We start from the raw sequence: 18,789 nt of genomic DNA, 5'->3' as shown, positions 1-18,789 counted from the left end.
TCCATCAACAAAAAATAAAAAGTGCCTGCAGATCATATTCAAAAAGCCTTTCCTCATGAGCCAACTCCGCAACAACTGCAATTGTTTGGCAAGTTGGACGGTTTTTTAACAAGCGATGATGGCGATGAATGTTTTATTTTAAAAGGTTATGCCGGTACCGGAAAAACCACCGTTTTGGGTGCACTGGTAAAGGCTTTGCGCAACTACAACTTTAAATATGTTTTACTGGCACCTACAGGCCGGGCAGCCAAGGTGATTACTTCTTACTCGGGCCGTAAGGCTTTTACCATTCACAAACGCATCTACCGTAAAAAATCGGCATTAAATGTTGATGAAGGGTTTTTATTGGGCGATAATCTGGCAGAGAATACCTTGTTTATTGTTGATGAGGCTTCCATGATATCGGACGAGATTGGGATGAATCACCGGGCATCTTTATTGTATGATCTGATCAATTATGTTTACAACACCAAAAACTGTAAACTAATGCTGGTAGGCGATACCGCACAGCTGCCACCTGTTGGATCGATCGATAGCCCTGCATTGGATATTGCCTTAATGAAAGATAAATTTGGGTTGAATGTTTTTAGTTTTGAGCTTACCGATGTATTAAGACAGCAAAAAGATTCGGGCATATTATATAATGTAACTAAGGTTAGAGATATTATCCGCCGCAAAAAAGAAAAAATGCCGCAGATTGTTACCAAGGGTTATACAGATATGTACCGTATGCGCGGCGATATGCTGGAAGAAGGACTAAATTACGCTTATAATAAATATGGTAATGATAATACGCTGATTATTTGCCGCTCCAATAAAAATGCAAATGCTTACAACCGGCAAATTCGCGGGCGGATATTATACCGGGAGGAAGAACTGACCGGCGGCGACCAGATAATGATTGTAAAGAACAATTATTTCTGGCTTAATGCACAGGAAGAAGGCAGCACCGGTTTTATTGCCAATGGCGATATTGCCCGTATTAAAAAAGTGCGCCGGTTTGAAGATATGTATGGGTTTAGGTTTGCCGATGTACAGCTGGAGTTTATTGACTATACCGAAGACCCTACGCTTGACTGTAAAATATTGCTTGATACTCTTTATACCGAGGCACCGGCTTTGCCCAGCGATGACCAGAAAAAGTTTTACCAGGAGGTAATGAAAGATTATGAGCATATCCCTAATAAACGTGCCCGTTGGGAAGAGCTCAAACAAAATCCTTATTATAATGCCCTGCAAATTAAATTTGCTTATGCCATTACCTGTCACAAGGCCCAGGGCGGACAGTGGGATGCTGTTTTTGTTGATCAGGGTTATCTGACGGAAGAGATGGTGAATACCGACTTTCTACGCTGGTTTTATACCGCCTGCACCCGTGCCACCAATGAGCTTTTCCTGGTGAATTTTAATGACAAATTTTTTGTGGCTGGAGCAGATGATTAATTATTGAATTGCTGCTATTTAATTGATGAAACAATTTTGAACTTAACACAGTTGTTTAGCAATTATGGGTGAGTCGAAAAAACGGTTTAAAGTTTGGCCTTTTGTTATCAGTTTATTAATTACATTGAGTATTGGAACAGTGACTGGCTTTGTTACTACTCCACAAATTAGTAATTGGTACGCTAATTTGAATAAACCTTCCTTTAATCTCCCCGATTGGATTTTTGGACCTGTTTGGACTGTTTTGTATATTTTGATTGCTATTGCAGCATATTTGATTTGGGAAAAACGGAATAACCGGGCTCTCTTCTTTCATGCACGAACAATTTATTTTATACAGCTTTTGCTTAATTTTTCATGGTCGATAGTGTTTTTTGGGCTGCATCAGATATTACAGGCGCTAATAATTATTGGGTTACTATTTATTAGCATTATGATAAATATTGTGGTTTTTAAAAGAATGAGCAAAGCAGCTGCTTGGTTATTAGCACCTTACCTGTTATGGGTTGCTTTTGCCAGCCTCCTTAATTTCAATATTTTTATTCTTAACAGATAATTAGCTTTTACCAGGTGTTCTGTATATATCGCGTTGAATGAAATCAAGAGTATTCCTTTATATTTCTTTGGGGGTTGATATTAGCATAGCAATTTTAAAATTTATTGCCGCAGCTTTTACAGGCAGTTCATCCATGCTTTCAGAAGGAATACATTCAGTAATTGATGCTGTAAGCCAGTTATTACTTATTTGGGGCGTAAAAGCAAGCACCAGGCAACCTGATAAAACCCGGCCGTTTGGATATGGCAAGGAATTATATTTCTGGTCTTTTATTGTATCGCTGGTAATTTTTGTTGTTGGGGGCTGTATTTCTTTTTATGAAGGCTTTTTGCGCTTTGAGCACCCCGATATGATTGGTAACCCCGTGTGGAACTATGCTATTCTGTTACTCGCTTTTATTTTCAATACCATTTCATTAGTATCGGCATTAAAGGCTTTTAATAAAGAACGTGGCCGTTCATTTTTCTGGAATGCTATTATACGCAGTAAAGATCCATCAACTTTTATTGTAATGCTGGGTGATGTTGGTGATCTGGTTGGCTTGGTTATCGCTTTTCTGGGTATATTTTTAGGCAGGCTATTTCATAATAATTATTTTGATGGTATAGCCTCTATGCTTATTGGAACGGTATTACTCATTATAGCGGGTTTATTGCTTCGCGAAAGTAAAAGCTTGTTAATGGGTGAGACTATAGGGCGTAAAAATTTGCACAAAATAGTATTGCTTACCGAAGCTGATACTGCGGTAATAAAGGTTAAAAAACATTTTAGTATGTATATGGGGCCTGAGGAAGTGCTTTTGCATATTAACACTGTTTTTGAGGATAATCTTACCACCAAACAAATAACAGATGCTATTGAACGTATAACTAAATCTATACAAACTGAATTTCCGCGTATTAAACAGATTTTTATTGAGCCTGTTGCAAAGTAATTTAAATCACAGCGGCAACGATACAATAAAAGAGGTGCCGCTGCCTGGGAATGATTTTACAGTAATGGTGCCGTTCATTTCTTCAATTGCCTGTTTGGTAAAATAAAGCCCAAGCCCCATACTTTTTTTATTGAAGCCTGATTTAAAGAATTTATTAAAAATGCGGTTCTTTTGTTCGGGTTTTATACCTAACCCGTTGTCTTCTATCTCAATAACACAATGTTTTGGAGTGCGGTATGATTTAAATTTAACCCATTGCTCAGGTTTACTGAAATCAGCATATTTAATAGCATTTGATATTAAGTTATTAAATATCACTTTAAGCCCCATAATATTGCACTTCAATTCAGAAACTTCCAGTTCGTTTACAAATGTTACCTGTTTGCCCTCGGCCGAAAAATTATTCTGACTAATTACATCATTCACTATCTCCGTTAAGTTGCAAACTTCTGATCTGTATTCCGTTCCATTCTTTATAGCATACAAAACATCCTGAATAAATTTGTCCTGCTGCTCAATACTTGCCCTCATCATTTCAGTATAATCCGGAAGCTTGGCAATATCTTTTTCACGTTCAAGTACAGAGATAAGTCCCGTTAAAGAAGAAAGTGGCGCACGCAGATCATGAGTTACATTATAAACTAATTTATTGATACGCCCGTTCATGCTTACCAAAGCCTGGTTTTGGTCGGCAATCACTTTTTTAGATGAGTAAAGCCTAGTAAGCATAATACCCATCAATATGGCGGTACAGCCCAAAATGACTATTAGAATGGTGATATTAATAACAAAAACATAATAATTAACCATACGGGCGGTTATCCCTAGTTCGGTGGAGAAATTTTGCTGTATGATATTTAAATTATCAGAAATGGTGTTAATCTGTAATACCAAACCTTCTTTATCAATAGGTTGCCCTTTACTTATTCCTTTATGTGCATTTACGCCAATGGCATTTAATTTATTAACCATTACATCGGCTTGCTGCCATTTCATAACAGCTCCTTTAAAAAGCGGTACTTTTTTAAAATGTTGAAAAAACCAGATAAGTTGTTGCAGGTCATCAGAATGATTGCCGGCCATTAAAAAACAAATGCGGACTATTTCAATGTCTTTCCCGGTTTCCAGGGCATTCCGGGCAACACCCGCACTTAAGGGTATATTGATGTCATCTTTAAAAAAAAGATAATCCAAATCATCTTTAGAATAAATATAACTCATTAAATGCCGCGACGCATCCTTTTCACCTTTTGAATATTGTGATTCAAAATTTGAGTACGCCCTGGTAGCAGAAAGTATTTTTACTGAATAGTAGTTAGTTACACCGATAATAATGGTGGCAATCAATACTACAACAGATAAAGTAATAATAACCCTTTTCATTTTTTACCTCCTTCAGGAATGTTTTATTAACCATTACTAAAAGTATTCCGATGGGTTGTTATACGGAACTAATGCTAATAAGGTTATTAAAGTATTAAAAACAGTGATTTCTATGACAAAATATTATTATTGACTTAAAATGCATGGTTAACCATTAGATAAAATTTGATGTGAAAAAAAGTGAAATTTTCGTTAAAATGCTCTTTTCTAATAGATGCTAATTATCTGTACACATCATTTTCAATATTATTTGTAAATGGATGTTTGAACTTCATTTTGGTTCAAGGTTTAATTATCTTAAAACTATTTTTATAGTTTATTTATTGCCTGGCCCTCCACAGAAAAAATAATTAAATGACTGCCATTTGTTTCTCCGGAATTTGACAATTGGATGAATACATGATATTATTTAACTCTGTACATTTGCTTAACGCTGTTAAATAATTTAATAACGTATAAACAAAGTGGCGAGTAAAGACAGGATATTACGTTTAAAGGAAGAAACCAGGATTAACATTCTGGAGGCTGCCCTTAACATTGTGAAAGTAGAGGGATGGCAAGCCTTAAGTATGCGCAAAATTGCTGATGCAATTGAATATACAGCGCCGATTATTTATGAATACTTTTCGAACAAGGATGCCATATTGCTGGAACTTACCCGCAAAGGGTTTATAATATTAAGCAAGGATATGAGGGCAGCTAAGGAAAAACACCGCCTGCCTGAAAAACAATTGGAAGCCATGTGGCTGGCTTATTGGAATTTTGCCTTCGCCGAAAAGGAATTATACCAGGTGATGTTTGGGGTGGATGTGAATTGTTGCCTGATGTGTGAAATTTTACCAGAAGCCGAAGAGCCATCCCTGCTGGTAAATGATGCAATAGAACAATTGATGGCGCCGCATAAACCATCTGAAGATGAGATATGTACTAAGTATTATACTTTTTGGTCGGTTGTGCATGGATTGATTTCGATAAATATGGTACGCAGAAATATTTCTGATGATATTACTCACGAAGTATTAAAAACAGCTATCAGCGGGATAATCCGGTCAATAAAAGAATAAATTTTAATAAAAAGCAAGTGTAAATTAATATCACCCTGATAATTTAATCATCTGAAATAAGCAAGAAACGGGTTTTAATACCCTTATAAATGATCAATATTTGCTTTAAATAACAAACGACGGCGTGAAATACTGGCGCCGCCAACCATAAAATATTTTGAACTAAATACAGAAAACTATGGAAACAACAACTCAAACCCACGCCCACTTAATTAACAATGTTAAACAATTTAACACTGTTAAATCAATCAATACTACTGCCTGCTGTGCAGTGTGTTGCTAATGAACTTAATACCAAATCATATATCAAAACAACAACAAATTTTAATTAATCAAACATGAAAAGTCTCTCTTTAGCACTCATTGTGCTTGCACTATACAGTTGCTCATCAAAACAAACGGCGCCTGTTGCGCCACCACCACCGGCATTGCCGGTATCAAGCATAGTTACCGGAACCGATACTACTTACCAGGAATACCCTGCATCGGTAGAAGGTACTGTTAACGTTGAAATACGCCCGCAGGTAAGCGGTACTTTAGATAAAGTATTTGTTGACGAAGGCGCTAAAGTAAGCGAAGGTGAACCATTATTTAAAATAAATGATTTGCCTTACCGCGCTGCATATAACAATGCCGAAGCCAACTTACATGCTACAGAAGCTGCTGTGGCAAATGCCCAGTTAGAAATTGACAAGTTAACACCGCTGGTTCAAAACAAAGTGGTATCTGACTACCAGTTAAAAACTGCAAAAGCGACCTACCAGGTGGCTAAATCAAATATGGAACAGGCAAAAGCAACTGTTTCAACTGCCGAGATCAATTTAGGTTATACCTTAATAAAAGCACCTGTAAATGGTTACATAGGCAGATTAGCAAAGAAACAAGGAAGTTTAGTTGCCCCGGCTGATGTTGATGCATTAACCCTTTTATCAGATGTGCACAACGTTCACGTATATTTTTCATTGAGCGAAAAGGATTTTGTAAACTTTAAAGAACAATATCCGGGTGAAACTTTAAATGATAAATTAAAACACCTGCCATCAGTAACTTTATTACTGGCTGATAATACTTCATATGGCAGTACCGGCAAAATTGATATGATTGACGGTCAGTTTGATAAAACTACCGGCGCTATCACTTTAAGGGCAAGCTTCCCTAATGCACAGGGCCTTTTACGCTCTGGCAATACCGGAAAAGTTAGGTTGAGCCAATTGCATAATGATGCATTGATTGTTCCTCAATCGGCCACTGTTGAAATGCAGGACAAGGTCTTTGTGTTTACCGTTGCTGACAGCAATAAAGTTAAAAAACAGCCTATTGTTATTGTAGGTAAAAGCGGCGGCAATTATTTGGTTAAAGATGGTGTAAAAGTCGGTGACCAGATTGTATTAAGCGGCTTTGACCATTTACAGGAAGGACAGGTTATACAACCTGTAAAGGCTACTGATAAAGTTGCAGCTGTTTCTAAAAATTAATATGTATTGCCTTATGTAAATTACCTGGTTTTGCAGGATACAGCGTAAGGCAAATTAAACTTATACTAAAACAAACGTTATGTTTCAGAAATTTATAGAAAGACCGGTGCTCTCAACAGTTATCTCCATCCTTTTGGTGATAGTTGGGATATTAGGTCTAACGAAATTGCCTTTAGAGCGGTTTCCGAATATTGCCCCTCCGGCAGTACTGGTGTCTGCCGTTTATCCGGGTGCCAATGCCGAGACCATTTTACGTTCCGTAACGCCTTCGTTAGAAGAAGCTATTAACGGTGTGGAAAATATGACCTATATGACTTCCACTGCCAGTAACGACGGTTCATTGGGTATCACTGTTTATTTTAAACAAGGCACCGATCCCGATCAGGCGGCAGTAAATGTTCAAAATCGTGTGTCACAGGCTACAAGCCAGTTACCTGCAGAGGTTGTACAATATGGTATAACCACTACAAAGCAGCAAAATAGCTTCATTGGCGCTATGGCTATCTACTCCGATGATCCCAAAAAATACGATCAAACCTTTGTAGCCAACTATGCGCAGATCAACATCATCCCCGAAATGAAACGTATCCCGGGTGTAGGTTCTGCCAGTATATTTGGTGGTGTTAAGGATTATTCTATGCGTGTTTGGCTTAATCCAAGTCAAATGGCTGCCCACAATGTTACGCCTGCCGAAGTGACGGCTGCGATACAGGACAAAAACCTCGAAGCCGCTCCTGGTAAATTTGGCGAGCGCAGTGATGAGGCTTTTGAATACGTAATTAAATATAAAGGTAAACTTACCCAACCAGAAGAATATCAGAACATTGCTATCCGGGCAAATGCTGATGGTTCTGTATTGCGTTTAAAAGATGTAGCCCGTGTTGAACTGGGTGCGTATTCTTATAACAGCGTAAGTAACCTGAACGGACACGACGGTATCATCATCGGTATCATACAACTGTCAGGATCAAACGCCAACGAAATTCAGATTAATATTGATAAGCTGATGGTGAAATTGTCAAAGGATTTTCCTGTTGGCATCAAATACAACCAGTTTTATCGTACCAAAACCGATCTTGATGAATCAATCAACCAGGTTGAACATACTTTGATAGAAGCCTTTATATTGGTGTTTTTGGTAGTATTTCTTTTCCTTCAGGATTTCAGGTCTACATTGATCCCGGCTATAGCAGTTCCTGTGGCCATTATCGGTACCTTCTTCTTCATGAACCTGTTTGGCTTCTCTGTTAACCTTTTAACCCTGTTTGCACTGGTGCTGGCAATAGGTATTGTGGTGGATGATGCCATTGTGGTGGTAGAGGCCGTTCACGCCAAAATGGAGCACAACCCGGGGCTTACCCCGAAAGCGGCAACTACCGGGGCAATGCACGAAATTACGGGTGCCATTATATCTATTACATTGGTTATGGCAGCCGTGTTTTTACCGGTTAGTTTCATGACGGGTTCAACAGGTATATTTTACCGGCAGTTTGCATTAACCATGGCTATAGCTATTGTTATATCAGCTGTTAACGCTTTAACTTTAAGTCCGGCTTTGGCTGCCTTGTTTTTAAAGAACAAACATAGCGCAGATGGTCATGATGCACCTAAAAAAGGTTTTGTAGAAAAATTTTATGCCGGCTTTAATGGTGGTTTTAATTATGTGACCAACAGATATGTAGGGGGCTTAAAATTCCTGATCAATAAAAAATGGCTGAGCATAGGCGGATTAGTGTTGGTTATAGCACTTACTGTTTACCTGGTAAACAGAACAAAAACGGGCTTTATTCCTACCGAGGATCAGGGTTTTGTGGCTATAGCTGTTAGTACACCATCAGGAACTTCTTTAAGTGGTACTAACAAAATTTTCAAACAGGCTGAAGATCAGCTTAAAACTTTACCATCGTCAAGATTTGTTACGGCGTTATCTGGTTTTAACTTTTTAACACAATCAAGCAGTCCGTCTGCTGGTGTAATTTTCTTATTGTTAAAACCGACTGATGAAAGAGGCGCAGTAAAGAATATTGATGATATACAAAATATAGTTAGAGGTAAATTAGCTGGCATACCAGGCGGTACGTTCTTTGTGTTCAGTTTTCCAACTGTGCCAGGGTTTAGTAACGTAGAAGCGATGGACGTGGTGCTGCAGGATAAAACAAATGGCAGGCTGGATAAATTTAGCGGTGTTGCTAACAACTTTATCGGCAAACTGATGGCTAAACCGGCAATCGCCTATGCTTTCACTTCTTATAAAGCCGATTATCCTCAGTTACAGTTAGAGGTTGATGATGAAAAGGCTAATCAGTTGGGTGTAAGTGTTAGAGATATCCTTTCAACTATGCAGGCATACTTTGGTACTGCACAGGCATCAGATTTTAACCGTTTTGGTAAATATTACCGTGTAATTGTTCAGGCAGATATTGCGGACAGGACCGATCCGTCAACAATTAACCGGGTATTTGTTAAGAATAATAAGGGCGAGAGCGTACCTATCAATACGCTGGTTAAACTAACCCGCGTTTACGGTTCTGAAACAGCTTCACGTTTTAACCTGTTTAATTCCATCGAAATTAATGCTATCCCCAAACCTGGTTATAGCTCAGGTGATGCTATTAAAGCCATTGAGGAAACAGCCAAAGAGCAATTGCCTTCAGGATATTCATATGAGTTCTCTGGTCAAACCCGCGAAGAAATTTCGTCAGGTGGTCAGTCGGCTATTATATTTATGCTGTGTTTGATTTTTGTATATTTCTTATTATCAGCTCAGTATGAAAGTTATATATTGCCATTAGCTGTAATACTTTCAATTCCAACAGGTATTTTGGGTGTGTTTGTGGTATTAGGTTTAACTGGTATCGAAAATAACATCTACGTACAGGTAGCTTTGATTATGCTCATCGGTTTGCTGGCTAAAAATGCCATCTTGATTGTGGAGTTTGCTGTACAGCGCCGTAAGGCCGGGCAGCCATTGGTTGCAGCAGCTATTGAGGCAGCGCGGTTAAGACTCCGTCCAATTATTATGACTTCAATGGCCTTTGTGTTCGGTTTGTTCCCGATGAGTATTGCTACAGGCCCTTCAGCACAGGGTAACCACTCTATTAGTATCGGTGCAGCAGGAGGGATGGTTTCGGGCGTATTATTGGGCTTATTTATTATCCCGGTATTGTTCGTAATCTTCCAGTCGTTGCAGGAACGCATAACAGGGGTGCCATTGGCAGTATTGAATAATAGCTATGCACATGATCATATGAACGGACATTCAGTTGCGGAGTTGAAAGATGAAGTAACAGCATAAGTGATCGCTAATAACTCACCCGGTCAATCGATGTGATTGCCAGGGTGAGTAAGCTTTGCGATTTACTGAACAGTTTGAATGCACAATTAAAGAATTAAAACACAATGAAAAAATATATTAGCGGGTTTGCTTTATTACTGGTAGTACTAAGCGCCTGCAAAGTTTCGAAAGATGTAAAAACGCCCAAGCCCGACCTGCCGGATACGTTCAGGAATGCGGCTGCAGCAAAAGATACCAGCAGCATTGCTGATATACAATGGAAAAGCTTTTTTGCTGATGCTACCCTTCAAAAATTGATTGACAGCGCGATTGTGAGAAATTACGATATGCAGATAGCGGTTAAAAATATTGAAGCTTCGCAATTGCTGTTTAAGCAAACAAAATGGAATAATGTACCTACTGCCGATCTTAGCGTTACAGCAAATACCACCCGTTCTTCATTAAATACGTTGAACGGATTGAGTTTAGCGCAATATGGGCTTCCAAACCATGTTGAAGATTATTTGGTTGGCCTTGATGTATCATGGGAAGCTGATATATGGGGTAAGATCCGCGATCAGAAAAAAGCTGCTTTTGCTACTTATCTGCAAACCGAAGAGGCTAAAAATGCTATACAAACTACGTTGGTGGCCAATGTATCACAGGGGTATTATAACCTATTGATGCTGGATGCCCAGCTGGATATTGCACATAGTAATGTAAGACTTAACGACAGTACTTTACGTATTATCCGCTTACAATATGATGCCGGACAGGTTACTTTGCTAGCTGTGCAACAGCAGGAGGCTCAATTACAGTCGGCTGCCGAATTAGTGCCGCAGTTTGAGCAGAATATTGCCATCCAGGAAAATGCGCTGAGAATTTTAACTGGCAGCCTGCCTGATAAAATTGCCCGTACGGTAAAACTAGACGAAATGACCATTCCTGCAAATATATCAACAGGATTGCCGATAGCTTTGGTAAGCCGCAGGCCCGATGTAAAAAGCGCCGAATTGCAACTGGTTATAGCCAACAACAATGTAGGTATTAACAAAGCTGCCATGTACCCGGATCTGCGGATCACAGCCAGCGGTGGCTTGGAATCTTTTAAGGCCAGCAGTTGGTTTAATATTCCGGCATCCATATTCGGAATTGTTGCAGGCAGCATTGCACAGCCATTGTTGGAGCATAAACAATTAAAAACCCAGTACGAAGTAGCAGAAGTGCAAAGAGATAAAGCGGTATTGCAGTTTAGGCAATCAGTTTTAAATGCGGTGGGTGAGGTATCAGATGCGCTGGTGAAAATTGAAAAACTGAAAGTACAGCAGGATATAGCTGCCAACAGGGTAAGTACTCTACAGCATGCTACATCAAATGCAAATCTGTTGTTTAAAAATGGTATGGCCACCTATCTTGAAGTAATTACCGCTCAAAGTAATGTGTTACAGAGCGAACTGGATCTGGCTTCTGTCAAAAGAGATGAGCTGAATGCAGTTTCAGATCTTTACCGCTCTTTAGGCGGTGGATGGAGATAACGTGTGAGTGATTTTTTTGACGGGCCTTCGGAGAATACTCCGGAGGCCTTTTTTATAAATATTGGTGGATAGCTATTAACTTTGATATAATAAAAAAAGATGCCTTTAGGCGTATGATTGTCATTTAAATATGACAGTGTTAACATTAAATTAACATTAAAAGCATAGTTAGTTAATCTACCAGGCTTACTTTTGTTAAGTTATTATTAATCAACACAACAAGATAAATTATTGAGGAAACTCAATTTGTAAAATAAAACTTCCGGATACATAATTGTTTCACACTTAAATGCATCAACACATGGAAACTACAATTAAAACAGAAGAGCAGAAAAAGGAATATAACCAGATACTTGACAATTACAACGACGAGTATTGGGCAAAAAAATACGGTGTTACTGCCGAAGAATTAAAACAGGCAGCAAACAATATCAGTATTACAGCTAAAATTATAGCGGCTAATATTAAAAATAATGCATTCGCTGTTTAAAGTATTTATATAAAACATTTAAAAGCGTAAAACATATATATGTTTTACGCTTTTTTTTATGACCAAATTTTCAAGTTACTGCTTCTTTTTAATAATTAATGTTGCAACACACATGTTTGTGCATTGTAAACTTATGGAATAGCTTAATTTTTTAGATGGTATTCTGATACTTTTGTTCTCGCTGAATATTTCAGAAAAAGAGTCAGAAAATTAGATACAAATAATGTTTAAATTAAAAGTTATATCATCAACCGTACGTCCGGGTAGAAAAGGACCGGTTATAGCCAAGTGGATAGTTGACGAAGCTGCCAAACACGGTGGTTTTGAAGTAGAATTTCTGGATTTGGGTGAAATAAACCTGCCGTTAATGAACGAGGCTATTCACCCTGTAATGAAGCAATATGAACATGAGCATACCAAACAGTGGAGTGCCAAAATTGAAGAGGCTGATGCCTTTGTTTTTGTAACCGCCGAATATGATTATAGCTATCCCGCATCATTAAAAAATGCTTTGGAATACCTGGTACATGAGTGGGCGTATAAACCTGCCGGTATTGTAAGTTATTCTGCCGGTCCATTTGCCGGTGTCAGAGCTGTTATGAGCCTTAAGTCAGATTTGCTTTCACTAAAAACAGTATCTCTTTCTGAAATGGTGAATATTCCATTATATAACCAATATCTTACAGAAGAAGGAGTGTTTGTAGGTGACGAAAAACTTACTGCTGCTTCAAAAATTATGTTTAATCAGTTGGCGCGTTATGCAAAAGGATTGAAAATTATTAAAGAAGATAAATAAAGCATTTTTTAAGTTCAGAAACGCATAAAAACAGCGGTCCAAATTGGGCTGCTGTTTTTGTTTAATAGTTTTTTTGATAGTGGAAATATAACAGTAACACTAATTGAATAATAACATAATAATTTGGTAATCAGAATTTTTCAGCAAATACAACTCTTATCTATTTCTTTGAGTGATAAATTAATTTTTAGTATAACCTGATTCATATCTCTCAAAAAAAAGCTGAAAAATTATGCACTTATTAAACGCAATCGTCCTCCCTTTTTTAGGCGAGGTTAATTTGGGCGGTTCAATTCTGATCGTTTTTTTTATATGCTTATTGGCCGTTGTAGGCTTTGAGTTTGTAAATGGCTTTCACGATACTGCAAACGCCGTTGCAACGGTGATTTATACCAAGGCACTGAAGCCCGTTGTTGCTATACCCTGGTCGGGTTTTTTTAATTTCCTGGGCGTTTTTCTTGGTGGGGTAGGTGTTGCAATGGGTATATTAAAACTATTACCTCTTGATGATTTGATGAAGCTTCCCGTAAATGTTGGTGCCTGCATGGTGCTGGCTGTTTTGTTAGCCTCAATAGTGTGGAATTTAGGTACCTGGTATTTGGGTATACCTTGTTCAAGTTCGCACACCTTAATAGGGGCAATGATAGGAGCAAGCTTAGCATTTACTTTATATTATGGTGGCATTGGCGTAAACTGGTCAAAAGCAGGCGAAATAGGTACATCACTAATTATTTCGCCACTTATTGGTTTTGGTGCAGCGGCGGGGCTGATGTGGTTTATTAAAAATGTGTTAAAGGCAAAAGCTTTATTTCATATACCACAAGGTGAGAATGATAAACCACCCATTCTAGTACGTTTATTATTGATCACTACCTGTACGCTGGTGAGTTTTTTTCACGGAAGCAATGACGGACAAAAAGGTGTGGGCTTGTTAATGCTTATCCTTATAGCATTTTTGCCTGCAAAGTTTGCAGTTAATCACTCTATATCAAACGATAAGATCTTACTGTCGTTAAATAAAACAGAACAGGTGATCAGCAAGAATTCAGCTACAGATCCGGTAGCCAAAGGGATATTGCTTAAATTGGATTCATCCATCATCAAAACAAAAACGATGCTGGCCAGTAATAATCCTAAAGATACTGCTAAAACATATTTGTTCCGTAAGGAGATAAAAAGCGTTACCAAAGGAATTACAGAAGTAATGAGCAGCAAAAAAATTATACTTGCTAATGAAGATAAAGCTGTTTTAACTATAGCTAATAAAGATTTAACCGGAATTACAGATTTTGCACCAATATGGGTTATTGCAACCATATCCATTTCTTTAGGTATTGGTACAATGGTAGGCTGGAAAAGAATAGTAGTAACCATTGGTGAAAAGATTGGGAATGAGCATTTAAACTATGCACAGGGAGCAACCGCCGAAATTGTTGCTGCGTCTACCATAGGTTTAAGTACCTGGGCGGGCTTACCGGTTAGTACAACACACGTACTATCGAGCGGTATTGCCGGATCAATGGTTGCCTCAGGTGGTACCAGTAACTTAAATAATGGAACATTAAAAAGTATTGCTATGGCCTGGATATTAACTCTGCCGGTAGCTATAATTTTAGCGTTTTTGCTTTTTATGTTCTTTCACTTATTTATTTAAGTAGTAATTTTTTAACGCATTTAATGTAACTTAAAGTTCTAAAAAAATGAAACAAATACTTGTAGCAAGCGATTTCTCCAATAGTGCAGGTAATGCCATGGAATATGCTTTACATTTAGCCAAAATATTAAACATGGAGGTGTGCGTTTTACATGCTATACATCCTACCGAAGGCATCAATAATAATACCTACAATGCCATATTTATTGATGATTATTATAACAATAAAAAAGAAGCTCTGAAAGAGTGGGCAGCTACCTATACCAGTAAAGATGAGTTTAAGGACGTGGAGGTAAACACCATTTGCGGGGTTGGATTTTTAAAAAACGTTATTACCCGTTATATTGATGAGCACCATGTTGAGTTATTGGTAATGGGTATTACCGGCTCAACCGGAATTGCCGGAATTGTAGGTAGCAATGCCAGTATGATGGTGTCGGTAGTGAAAATTCCAACGTTGATTGTGCCTTTGGAAACTAAGTTTTCAAGTTCATCGCCTATAATTACACTGGCAACTGATTATGAGACCCGTTTATCTGCCGATGATGTAAACGCCTTAAATGAAATGGTGAAAGCTTTCGGATCGCCAAAAATGCAGGTTCTTTATGTAGCCGAAAAATCAGAAGCAAAAAATCTGCAAACTAACGAGAACAGGCTGAAAGAGCTGATAAAAGATACCGAGCTCGAATTTAATTATATTAATGAAAGCCGCCCTTTAAATGGCATAATGGAGTTTATCGAAAAAAATGAAACTGATATTCTTTGCCTGGTAAAGCACCATCATAATATTGTTTACCGCTTGTTTAACAGAAGCACAGTAAACCAGGTAATGAAGAAATTGGTTAAAGCCATACTTGTTCTGCACGAATAGAAAATACTTTAGACCTATACCTTGTTAAACCTGCGCTTTTGGCGCGGGTTTTTTTGTTCCCAAAAGCAGCTAAATTAAGATGAGTCTTGAAGGTTCAGTACATTAATCTTTATGGAATACTTTGATTAAATTTGTTTACCAATGGAACCTAAAATAAAACCTAAAAGTAAAGAAGAACTGGCGTTGGAGTTTGGGCGGTCAATGACCGAAATGAAAAGCTTTATTCGTCAGTATATTCAGGTTAAAATAAAGGAACATAATATCAATATAACTTTTGAAATGCTGGAGGTAATGGCGTGTCTTTGGAAAAAAGATGGAATAAACCAGCAGGAGATAGCCGACATTACCTTGCGAGATAAATCAAGCATGACTTACCTGATTGATAACCTGGTAAAAAGACAAATGGTAAAAAGGGTAGAAGATGAGGTTGACCGGCGTAATAAACTGATTTTCCTGACAGATGAAGGCAATAAGCTTCGTGCAACATTGATGCCTTGGGTTGCAGAAGTTTACCAAATGGCTACTGTTGATGTTGATATGAGGGCTTTGGAGGATGGTGTCATGATGGTTAATAAAATGCTCAACAATTTAAAGATGTAGCTGTTACGTTTTTGATGGTTGATGTGGGTTATTGGATTTGATTTTGTAAATTACTAAGATGAAAACAATACTGGTACCTGTTGACTTTTCAGAAACATCTGCTAATGCATTAAAATATGCTGCAGATTTCAGTAAGGATATTGATGCGGATCGTATCATTTTACTGAAAAGTGTTTATCTATCCATGTACGCACAATTAATGCCCTCGGCAGATTTTGTACAGCTGAGCGCCAATGACATCGATGCAGCCAGGCAAAAGGCTCAGGATCAGTTAAGAGAAATAGGCAGCCAGTTTGTAGATAAGTGTAACCGAGCACTGAAAGTTGAAACAGCGATTAGCGAATTACCCTTATTACGCTCCATTCATCAGGTGGTAGAAGAACAAAAGCCTGATTTGATAATAGTTGGCAGCGGTGGGAGCTCTTTTTTGGATGATAGCTATATTGGCGGGCAGGTGGTAGCTATTTCTAAAACAAGTGCTATACCTGTGCTAATTATACCATCAAAAGTAAAATATAAAAAAGTAGAAAAAGCTTTAGTGCCCTGTGATTTTGCAGCAATAGCCCGGTTAGATATGCTGAAGAATATCCCCGGCTCCAAAAAGTGGATCCATCCTCAGTTATTAGTGTTAAATGTAGCCACTCATCAAAAACATCTTACAGAAAATGATAACCATACCACTGCGCTAAAGGAGTTATTGCAGCACTATGAATACAAAGTATATTGTTCCGAATATGACAATACTGTTAAGGGGATATTGGATTTCGCCCAAAAGCATGCAGTGCAGCTAATTATAGCTCTCCCTGGCAAATACAGCTTCTTTTATAGTTTTACGCACAAAAGCATTACAGATGCTTTAGCCTTAAATGCCTTACATCCGGTTTTGATACTTAAATAAGTTAGCCCCACCCAATCCTCTCAAGAGGCAAGTGCATTAAAAGTGTAAACTTTAAATTCTTTTTTTGAGAGGGCAAGGCGAGGCATATCTTATTTTCTGTTTCCGATTTTATTAATAAGTAGCGTTTGACATAATATTAAGTGATAAACCATCAGTAGTATTGGTTGGCGTCGCTAAGCCTGTAAACCAAAAGGTATAAACGGAACCGGCTTGAAGCGTTGTTGAAGGCAAACTAGCCAAAACAGTATTTGTGCCGGTTTGTAATACCTGAAAAGTGTAACTGTTGTTTCCGGCAATTGGTGCAAATGATGAAAATCCTTTATAGGCTTTGTTAGCCGTAATAACGGAGGATCCCCCTTTAACAGCAAAATCTACCGAAGGCGCATCTGGACTTAAATTTATAAATCTGATACTTGCATTATTACCTGAAGGCTGGCTGATAGAGTCTCTTAGTATTACTAATTCTGGGCTGGTAGCTTTATTAGCCAGAAATACAGAGTAGATGTAATTTTGTTTGAATGTAGCAGTGTCTGAAAATATTTTAGTGGTAGTGCCGGTGGTGTAAAAATTTAAGGTTCTTTTTCCGGTGTAAGCTTTAAAATAATCAACACCACTATTGTAGGTAATGGGATTCTGGTTTACTTTGGTACTTTCGAGGAAGAAATCAAGGTTAGGCTCATCAGGTGAAGCCTGTACAACCGTAACTAGCGCAACAGGCGGATTGTAGTAGGTGTTATTGTCTTTTAAGCAAGATGAAAGCGCTATGGATATTAAACAGGCCGCACCGATCTTTGCAAATAAATTTTTAGGGGCATTTTTATAAATTTTCATAATAAAGGTATTTTATATGTAATTAATTGCCTTTACGGAATAGGATGTAAATACGCTACAAAACATATTAAATTTTTTAATGCATAAGTGTGTTTAGGTGCTTTCTATGCAGATTTTGAATGGTTTAGCATATGTAAAGAATACCTTAAATAGCACTGCTTTTTGATGTTTTTATTTATAGATTTAACCCGTTTTAAATAAAGAACAAACAACCAGACCTTTGGAAACAGATCACTCAAAAATGAAGCTAGGAAAATCAACTCCGGTTGATGATCCTAAAACCCTGCAACTTGCTGATTATATAGATCAAAATGCACTTCCGGCTGCACCTGCTCAATATAACTATGATGGTAATATTAGTGCATGGGGAATGATGGGTAACGATAAAATAAATATATGCACCTGTGCTGCTGCCGGGCATTTAATTATGGAATGGACAAATGCCAATGGTGCAATGTTTACCCCCGCAGACCAGGATATTATTAAAGCATATGCAGCCATTAGCGGTTATAACCCGCTTACAGGTACAGGCGATGGCGGTGCGGGTACTCTGGATGCTCTAAACTATTGGCGTAAAACCGGTATAGCAGGGCATAATATATTGGCATATGCCGCTCTTGCACCACAAAATCATCAGCATATTATGCAATCGGTTTATTTGTTTGGAGGCTGTTATGTTGGCCTATCTTTACCCTTATCAGCTCAGACCCAAACTGTATGGGCCATACCACCTGCCGGAACGCAGGCTAGTAGCACAAAAGGATCATGGGGGGGGCACGTTGTTCCCGTAATTGGATACGATGCGAATGGCTTAACCCTAGTTACCTGGGGTATAACAAAAACCATGACCTGGGATTTTTGGAATGCCTACTGCGATGAATCGTATGCTATTATCAGCGCCGATTTTGCTTCAAATAATACTGCACCCAACGGCTTTAACCTTGCATCATTAAAACAGGACCTGCAAAAAATTACTGCCGGCTAA

The 18,789-nt window shown here is 38.2% G+C and carries 16 protein-coding genes; 14 read left to right on the top strand and 2 right to left on the bottom strand.

Translation table 11 applies throughout. The annotated features are described in order from the left end of the window. Positions 1-21 precede the first annotated feature (21 nt). The 3 genes from JN11_RS19165 to JN11_RS19155 all read left to right on the top strand — a co-directional run bounded on the left by JN11_RS19165 (position 22) and on the right by JN11_RS19155 (position 2,933). A complete protein-coding gene (locus JN11_RS19165) occupies positions 22-1,443 on the top strand; it encodes an ATP-dependent DNA helicase (RefSeq protein ID WP_144915150.1) in 1,422 nt (473 codons plus the stop codon). A 64-nt stretch (positions 1,444-1,507) separates the two neighbouring features. Next, positions 1,508-1,999, top strand: coding sequence for a TspO/MBR family protein (locus tag JN11_RS19160; protein WP_144915148.1), 492 nt, complete (start codon positions 1,508-1,510; stop codon positions 1,997-1,999). 37 nt (positions 2,000-2,036) lie between these two features. Then, positions 2,037-2,933, top strand: a complete 897-nt coding sequence (locus JN11_RS19155) for a cation diffusion facilitator family transporter (protein WP_144915146.1) — start codon at positions 2,037-2,039, stop codon at positions 2,931-2,933. 6 nt (positions 2,934-2,939) lie between these two features. Here JN11_RS19155 and JN11_RS19150 read toward each other — a convergent pair whose 3' ends face one another. Next, on the bottom strand, positions 2,940-4,316 hold the full coding sequence (locus tag JN11_RS19150; RefSeq protein WP_144915144.1) for a sensor histidine kinase: 1,377 nt from the start codon (positions 4,314-4,316) through the stop codon (positions 2,940-2,942). Between the two features lie 464 nt (positions 4,317-4,780). On the opposite strand from JN11_RS19150, the gene JN11_RS19145 reads away from it, so the two are divergent. From JN11_RS19145 to JN11_RS19100, 10 genes are all read left to right on the top strand, one after another. Further along, positions 4,781-5,380, top strand: a complete 600-nt coding sequence (locus JN11_RS19145) for a TetR/AcrR family transcriptional regulator (RefSeq protein WP_144915143.1) — start codon at positions 4,781-4,783, stop codon at positions 5,378-5,380. A gap of 338 nt (positions 5,381-5,718) precedes the next feature. Next, on the top strand, positions 5,719-6,855 hold the full coding sequence (locus JN11_RS19140) for an efflux RND transporter periplasmic adaptor subunit (RefSeq protein ID WP_144915141.1): 1,137 nt from the start codon (positions 5,719-5,721) through the stop codon (positions 6,853-6,855). Positions 6,856-6,934: 79 nt separating this feature from the next. Further along, complete coding sequence (locus JN11_RS19135) at positions 6,935-10,150, top strand: efflux RND transporter permease subunit (protein WP_144915139.1); 3,216 nt, start codon at positions 6,935-6,937, stop codon at positions 10,148-10,150. A 104-nt stretch (positions 10,151-10,254) separates the two neighbouring features. Then, positions 10,255-11,664: an efflux transporter outer membrane subunit gene (locus JN11_RS19130; protein WP_144915137.1), complete on the top strand. Its 1,410-nt coding sequence runs from the start codon at positions 10,255-10,257 to the stop codon at positions 11,662-11,664. Between the two features lie 301 nt (positions 11,665-11,965). Then, positions 11,966-12,154, top strand: coding sequence for a DUF3606 domain-containing protein (locus JN11_RS19125; protein WP_170227796.1), 189 nt, complete (start codon positions 11,966-11,968; stop codon positions 12,152-12,154). A 223-nt stretch (positions 12,155-12,377) separates the two neighbouring features. Next, positions 12,378-12,950 carry an NADPH-dependent FMN reductase gene (locus JN11_RS19120; protein ID WP_144915134.1) on the top strand — a complete coding sequence of 191 codons (573 nt, stop codon included), beginning with the start codon at positions 12,378-12,380 and terminating at the stop codon, positions 12,948-12,950. Between the two features lie 232 nt (positions 12,951-13,182). Beyond that, positions 13,183-14,604 (top strand): inorganic phosphate transporter, encoded by a 1,422-nt coding sequence (locus JN11_RS19115; RefSeq protein ID WP_144915132.1) that lies wholly within the window; start codon positions 13,183-13,185, stop codon positions 14,602-14,604. 46 nt (positions 14,605-14,650) lie between these two features. Next, complete coding sequence (locus JN11_RS19110; RefSeq protein WP_144915131.1) at positions 14,651-15,475, top strand: universal stress protein; 825 nt, start codon at positions 14,651-14,653, stop codon at positions 15,473-15,475. A 141-nt stretch (positions 15,476-15,616) separates the two neighbouring features. After that, positions 15,617-16,075: a MarR family winged helix-turn-helix transcriptional regulator gene (locus tag JN11_RS19105; protein WP_144915129.1), complete on the top strand. Its 459-nt coding sequence runs from the start codon at positions 15,617-15,619 to the stop codon at positions 16,073-16,075. Positions 16,076-16,133: 58 nt separating this feature from the next. After that, positions 16,134-16,973: a universal stress protein gene (locus tag JN11_RS19100; RefSeq protein ID WP_144915127.1), complete on the top strand. Its 840-nt coding sequence runs from the start codon at positions 16,134-16,136 to the stop codon at positions 16,971-16,973. A gap of 111 nt (positions 16,974-17,084) precedes the next feature. Here the strand turns inward: JN11_RS19100 and JN11_RS19095 are convergent, their stop codons facing one another. Further along, positions 17,085-17,804, bottom strand: a complete 720-nt coding sequence (locus tag JN11_RS19095) for a DUF4397 domain-containing protein (RefSeq protein ID WP_144915126.1) — start codon at positions 17,802-17,804, stop codon at positions 17,085-17,087. A 241-nt stretch (positions 17,805-18,045) separates the two neighbouring features. Between JN11_RS19095 and JN11_RS19090 the strand changes: the two genes are divergently transcribed. Beyond that, positions 18,046-18,789: a hypothetical protein gene (locus tag JN11_RS19090; RefSeq protein ID WP_144915124.1), complete on the top strand. Its 744-nt coding sequence runs from the start codon at positions 18,046-18,048 to the stop codon at positions 18,787-18,789.

Source organism: Mucilaginibacter frigoritolerans, assembly GCF_007830615.1.
GTDB classification, from domain to species: Bacteria; Bacteroidota; Bacteroidia; order Sphingobacteriales; family Sphingobacteriaceae; genus Mucilaginibacter; species Mucilaginibacter frigoritolerans.
Note: the sequence above shows the minus strand (reverse complement) of the source record. Positions and strands in the feature narration are given on the sequence as shown.

Bases quoted from the DNA above. Each gene is read 5' to 3' on its own strand.
- JN11_RS19160 (WP_144915148.1), top strand. From the start codon at position 1,508: ATGGGTGAGTCGAAAAAACGGTTTAAAGTTTGGCCTTTTGTTATCAGT.
- JN11_RS19155 (WP_144915146.1), top strand. From the start codon at position 2,037: ATGAAATCAAGAGTATTCCTTTATATTTCTTTGGGGGTTGATATTAGC.
- JN11_RS19150 (WP_144915144.1), bottom strand. From the start codon at position 4,316: ATGAAAAGGGTTATTATTACTTTATCTGTTGTAGTATTGATTGCCACC.
- JN11_RS19140 (WP_144915141.1), top strand. From the start codon at position 5,719: ATGAAAAGTCTCTCTTTAGCACTCATTGTGCTTGCACTATACAGTTGC.
- JN11_RS19135 (WP_144915139.1), top strand. From the start codon at position 6,935: ATGTTTCAGAAATTTATAGAAAGACCGGTGCTCTCAACAGTTATCTCC.
- JN11_RS19130 (WP_144915137.1), top strand. From the start codon at position 10,255: ATGAAAAAATATATTAGCGGGTTTGCTTTATTACTGGTAGTACTAAGC.
- JN11_RS19125 (WP_170227796.1), top strand. From the start codon at position 11,966: ATGGAAACTACAATTAAAACAGAAGAGCAGAAAAAGGAATATAACCAG.
- JN11_RS19120 (WP_144915134.1), top strand. From the start codon at position 12,378: ATGTTTAAATTAAAAGTTATATCATCAACCGTACGTCCGGGTAGAAAA.
- JN11_RS19115 (WP_144915132.1), top strand. From the start codon at position 13,183: ATGCACTTATTAAACGCAATCGTCCTCCCTTTTTTAGGCGAGGTTAAT.
- JN11_RS19110 (WP_144915131.1), top strand. From the start codon at position 14,651: ATGAAACAAATACTTGTAGCAAGCGATTTCTCCAATAGTGCAGGTAAT.
- JN11_RS19105 (WP_144915129.1), top strand. From the start codon at position 15,617: ATGGAACCTAAAATAAAACCTAAAAGTAAAGAAGAACTGGCGTTGGAG.
- JN11_RS19100 (WP_144915127.1), top strand. From the start codon at position 16,134: ATGAAAACAATACTGGTACCTGTTGACTTTTCAGAAACATCTGCTAAT.
- JN11_RS19095 (WP_144915126.1), bottom strand. From the start codon at position 17,804: ATGAAAATTTATAAAAATGCCCCTAAAAATTTATTTGCAAAGATCGGT.
- JN11_RS19090 (WP_144915124.1), top strand. From the start codon at position 18,046: ATGAAGCTAGGAAAATCAACTCCGGTTGATGATCCTAAAACCCTGCAA.